Here is a 3,613-nt window from a genome sequence, read left to right as displayed (position 1 = left end):
CAACACTCCCCGCAGACCCGGCTGGCCGAGCAGGCCGGCAGCCGGACGTCAGTCAGGTCGAGCGCGTCCTGAAGGGTGAACGGACGGTTGACTCTGCTGATCCACTCGATCGCCATCGCTGTCGATCCTAGCTGCAGTCGCCCCCGAAGCAGCGGATCCAGCCGGTCTTGGTCTTGATGTGGATCTCCTTGATGTAGCCCTGGGTGGGGATGGCCCGCAAGGCTCCCTCGCCCTTCGCGAAATTGAGCATCCTTGCGTGGTCCATATTCGGTGCCTCGACGTAGAGGATGACGCCGCGGTGCGGCGTACCTGCTGATCCGGCTCAACCAGATCATGCACGGCTGGGACATCTTGTGGGTGCGCCGGAGGCTTGGAGCTTGTCAGGCGGGGGTGCGATGGGCAGCCAGCGGGAGCCAGCGCGGGCGCCGTCACACCGGCCACAGACCACGGAGATCGAACGGCCGGGGCGGACGTTACCCGGGCTACCGCTCGTCGAGCAGGTCGCGCAGCTCACGTAACGCTTCGCGGAGCTGGTCGGCAAACGTGTACATCATGCCGGCGACCGGGCGCGGGGTGCTGAGGTACAGGTTGAACCGGTCCGACAGCAGCACGTACGCGATCCCGATGCAGCGACTGCTGGTGGCCCCGAACCCGAAGTAGCGGATGCTGGTCGACGGCGCCGAGCTGGTGCTCAGGTAGTCGTCGCGCATCGTGAGCCACCCGGCGTCTCGTACAGCCGGGACGACTCGGGCACGCCGAGCGCCGCCCCACGCCGTTTTTGGATCAGCTGCAGCTGCCACAGGTGCTGTTCGGGTGCCGCACCGGCCTGGCACTGCTTCGCGCGGTCGACATGCTTGTCGGCCGCGGCCCGGAACGCTGCCCGCCGCTCGTCGGGTGAAGCGGCAGGGTCCTCCGACGTGGCCACGAACCGCAGCACCTCGGGCGTGACGACGCGCATCGCCTCGGTCCGCCCCCGCAGGTACTGGCGGGTGGCGATGGACTCGTACGTGGCGCCGATGAAGCCCTTGGCCCGCTTGTGCGCGAGCTGGTATGCCATCTGCACGAACGCGTCCGGCGACATTCGTAGCCGTTTGACCTCGTCCACCCCGAACTCGTCGAAGGCAGGGTCACGGTGGCGGTGTCCGCGCCGTATGGGCGAACGACCGTGCCGCGGCGACGATGTCGGCCCGCAGCGCGTCGTCGAGCACGAACGTGATCGCCTCGATCGCCGGCACCCCCTGCGCCGTCGCACCCGACTGCGCGGCGTGTTCCTCGGGCGACGCGGCGAGCATCGTGTCGACGAAGCTGAGGACGGTGGTGCCGTCCAGCCCGCAGTGCTCGACGTTGATGCCGGCCGTGCCGTCGGCGAACACGATGAGCGACATTGCCTTGTCGAACCACCGGTTGCCGCTGTCGCCGTGCAGCAACTGGTCGCAGGCCGCCAGGTCGTCGGCCGGCGTCCGGTCCTCTAGGCACACGCAGAACAGTGCCGTCTCGACGGTGTCCAGAGCCGCGGCGTTGCCGGGATCCAAGGCCATCAGACGGTCCCTGGCCGCCGCCCACTCGGTCCGGGCCATCGTGGTGAGGTGACCAGCCGCGGTGGCCGTCGCGCCCCGTGCGACACCGGCCTTCTCCACCTCACGCAGGCCGGCCGCCAGGTTGTCGAGGGAGTACGGGCGCCCGTTTGGACCGACCACGTCCATCCGGAACGCGTTGCCGCGCTGGAACACCACGATGTGCCGCGCCGTCGACGGACCTGGCATCTCGTCGCTGTACGGCGCTCGAACGGTGTCCTGCGCACCCGGATCCCGGGTGGTCGAGAACACCGTTCGAGCGCCGTACAGCGACGAGATGCCAGGTCCGTCGACGGCGCGGCACATCGTGGTGTTCCAGCGCGGCAACGCGTTCCGGATGGACGTGGTCGGTCCAAACGGGCGCCCGTACTCCCTCGACAACCTGGCGGCCGGCCTGCGTGAGGTGGAGAAGGCCGGTGTCGCACGGGGCGCGACGGCCACCGCGGCTGGTCACCTCACCACGATGGCCCGGACCGAGTGGGCGGCGGCCAGGGACCGTCTGATGGCCTTGGATCCCGGCAACGCCGCGGCTCTGGACACCGTCGAGACGGCACTGTTCTGCGTGTGCCTAGAGGACCGGACGCCGGCCGACGACCTGGCGGCCTGCGACCAGTTGCTGCACGGCGACAGCGGCAACCGGTGGTTCGACAAGGCAATGTCGCTCATCGTGTTCGCCGACGGCACGGCCGGCATCAACGTCGAGCACTGCGGGCTGGACGGCACCACCGTCCTCAGCTTCGTCGACACGATGCTCGCCGCGTCGCCCGAGGAACACGCCGCGCAGTCGGGTGCGACGGCGCAGGGGTGCCGCGATCGAGGCGATCACGTTCGTGCTCGACGACGCGCTGCGGGCCGACATCGTCGCCGCGGCACGGTCGTTCGCCCAATACGGCGCGGACACCGCCACCGTGACCCTGCCTTCGACGAGTTCGGGGTGGACGAGGTCAAACGGCTACGAATGTCGCCGGACGCGTTCGTGCAGATGGCATACCAGCTCGCGCACAAGCGGGCCAAGGGCTTCATCGGCGCCACGTACGAGTCCATCGCCACCCGCCAGTACCTGCGGGGCGGACCGAGGCGATGCGCGTCGTCACGCCCGAGGTGCTGCGGTTCGTGGCCACGTCGGAGGACCCTGCCGCTTCACCCGACGAGCGGCGGGCAGCGTTCCGGGCCGCGGCCGACAAGCATGTCGACCGCGCGAAGCAGTGCCAGCCGGTGCGGCACCCGAACAGCACCTGTGGCAGCTGCAGCTGATCCAAAAACGGCGTGGGGCGGCGCTCGGCGTGCCCGAGTCGTCCCGCTGTACGAGACGCCGGGGTGGCTCACGATGCGCGACGACTACCTGAGCACCAGCTCGGCGCCGTCGACCAGCATCCGCTACTTCGGGTCGGGGCCACCAGCAGTCGCTGCATCGGGATCGCGTACGTGCTGCTGTCGGACCGGTTCAACCTGTACCTCAGCACCCCGCGCCCGGTCGCCGGCATGATGTACACGTTTGCCGACCAGCTCCGCGAAGCGTTACGTGAGCTGCGCGACCTGCTCGACGAGCGGTAGCCGGGTAACGTCCGCCCCGGCCGTTCGATCTCCGTGGTCTGTGGCCGGTGTGACGGCGCCCGCGCTGGCTCCCGCTGGCTGCCCATCGCACCCCCGCCTGACAAGCTCCAAGCCTCCGGCGCACCCACAAGATGTCCCAGCCGTGCATGATCTGGTTGAGCCGGATCAGCAGGTACGCCGCACCGCGGCGTCATCCTCTACGTCGAGGCACCGAATATGGACCACGCAAGGATGCTCAATTTCGCGAAGGGCGAGGGAGCCTTGCGGGCCATCCCCACCCAGGGCTACATCAAGGAGATCCACATCAAGACCAAGACCGGCTGGATCCGCTGCTTCGGGGGCGACTGCAGCTAGGATCGACAGCGATGGCGATCGAGTGGATCAGCAGAGTCAACCGTCCGTTCACCCTTCAGGACGCGCTCGACCTGACGGACGTCCGGCTGGCCGGCCTGCTCGGCCAGCCGGGTCTGCGGGGGAGTGTTGAG

The 3,613-nt window shown here is 68.9% G+C and carries 4 protein-coding genes and 2 pseudogenes; 3 read left to right on the top strand and 3 right to left on the bottom strand.

Annotated features, from left to right (window positions below; genetic code table 11):
• Nucleotides 1-127 precede the first annotated feature (127 nt).
• The 3 genes and pseudogenes from QTQ03_RS28905 to QTQ03_RS28895 form a co-directional block, all read right to left on the bottom strand.
• Nucleotides 128-250: a hypothetical protein gene (locus QTQ03_RS28905; RefSeq protein ID WP_289279061.1), complete on the bottom strand. Its 123-nt coding sequence runs from the start codon at nucleotides 248-250 to the stop codon at nucleotides 128-130.
• Between the two features lie 232 nt (nucleotides 251-482).
• Nucleotides 483-1,081, bottom strand: a pseudogene (locus tag QTQ03_RS28900) (choline/carnitine O-acyltransferase).
• 46 nt (nucleotides 1,082-1,127) lie between these two features.
• Nucleotides 1,128-1,901 carry a choline/carnitine O-acyltransferase gene (locus tag QTQ03_RS28895; RefSeq protein WP_353890662.1) on the bottom strand — a complete coding sequence of 258 codons (774 nt, stop codon included), beginning with the start codon at nucleotides 1,899-1,901 and terminating at the stop codon, nucleotides 1,128-1,130.
• Between QTQ03_RS28895 and QTQ03_RS28890 the strand changes: the two are divergent.
• The 3 genes and pseudogenes from QTQ03_RS28890 to QTQ03_RS28885 all read left to right on the top strand — a co-directional run bounded on the left by QTQ03_RS28890 (nucleotide 1,852) and on the right by QTQ03_RS28885 (nucleotide 3,482).
• Nucleotides 1,852-2,828, top strand: a pseudogene (locus tag QTQ03_RS28890) (choline/carnitine O-acyltransferase). The gene QTQ03_RS28895 and the pseudogene QTQ03_RS28890 overlap by 50 nt on opposite strands.
• 63 nt (nucleotides 2,829-2,891) lie before the next feature.
• Complete coding sequence (locus QTQ03_RS30490) at nucleotides 2,892-3,128, top strand: hypothetical protein (RefSeq protein ID WP_353890661.1); 237 nt, start codon at nucleotides 2,892-2,894, stop codon at nucleotides 3,126-3,128.
• Nucleotides 3,129-3,359: 231 nt separating this feature from the next.
• Nucleotides 3,360-3,482 carry a hypothetical protein gene (locus QTQ03_RS28885; protein WP_289279061.1) on the top strand — a complete coding sequence of 41 codons (123 nt, stop codon included), beginning with the start codon at nucleotides 3,360-3,362 and terminating at the stop codon, nucleotides 3,480-3,482.
• The last annotated feature ends 131 nt before the right edge of the window (nucleotides 3,483-3,613 follow it).

This window comes from Micromonospora sp. WMMA1363 (assembly GCF_030345795.1).
Taxonomy (GTDB): Bacteria; Actinomycetota; Actinomycetes; order Mycobacteriales; family Micromonosporaceae; genus Micromonospora.
This window is presented reverse-complemented; position numbering and strand designations above follow the sequence as displayed.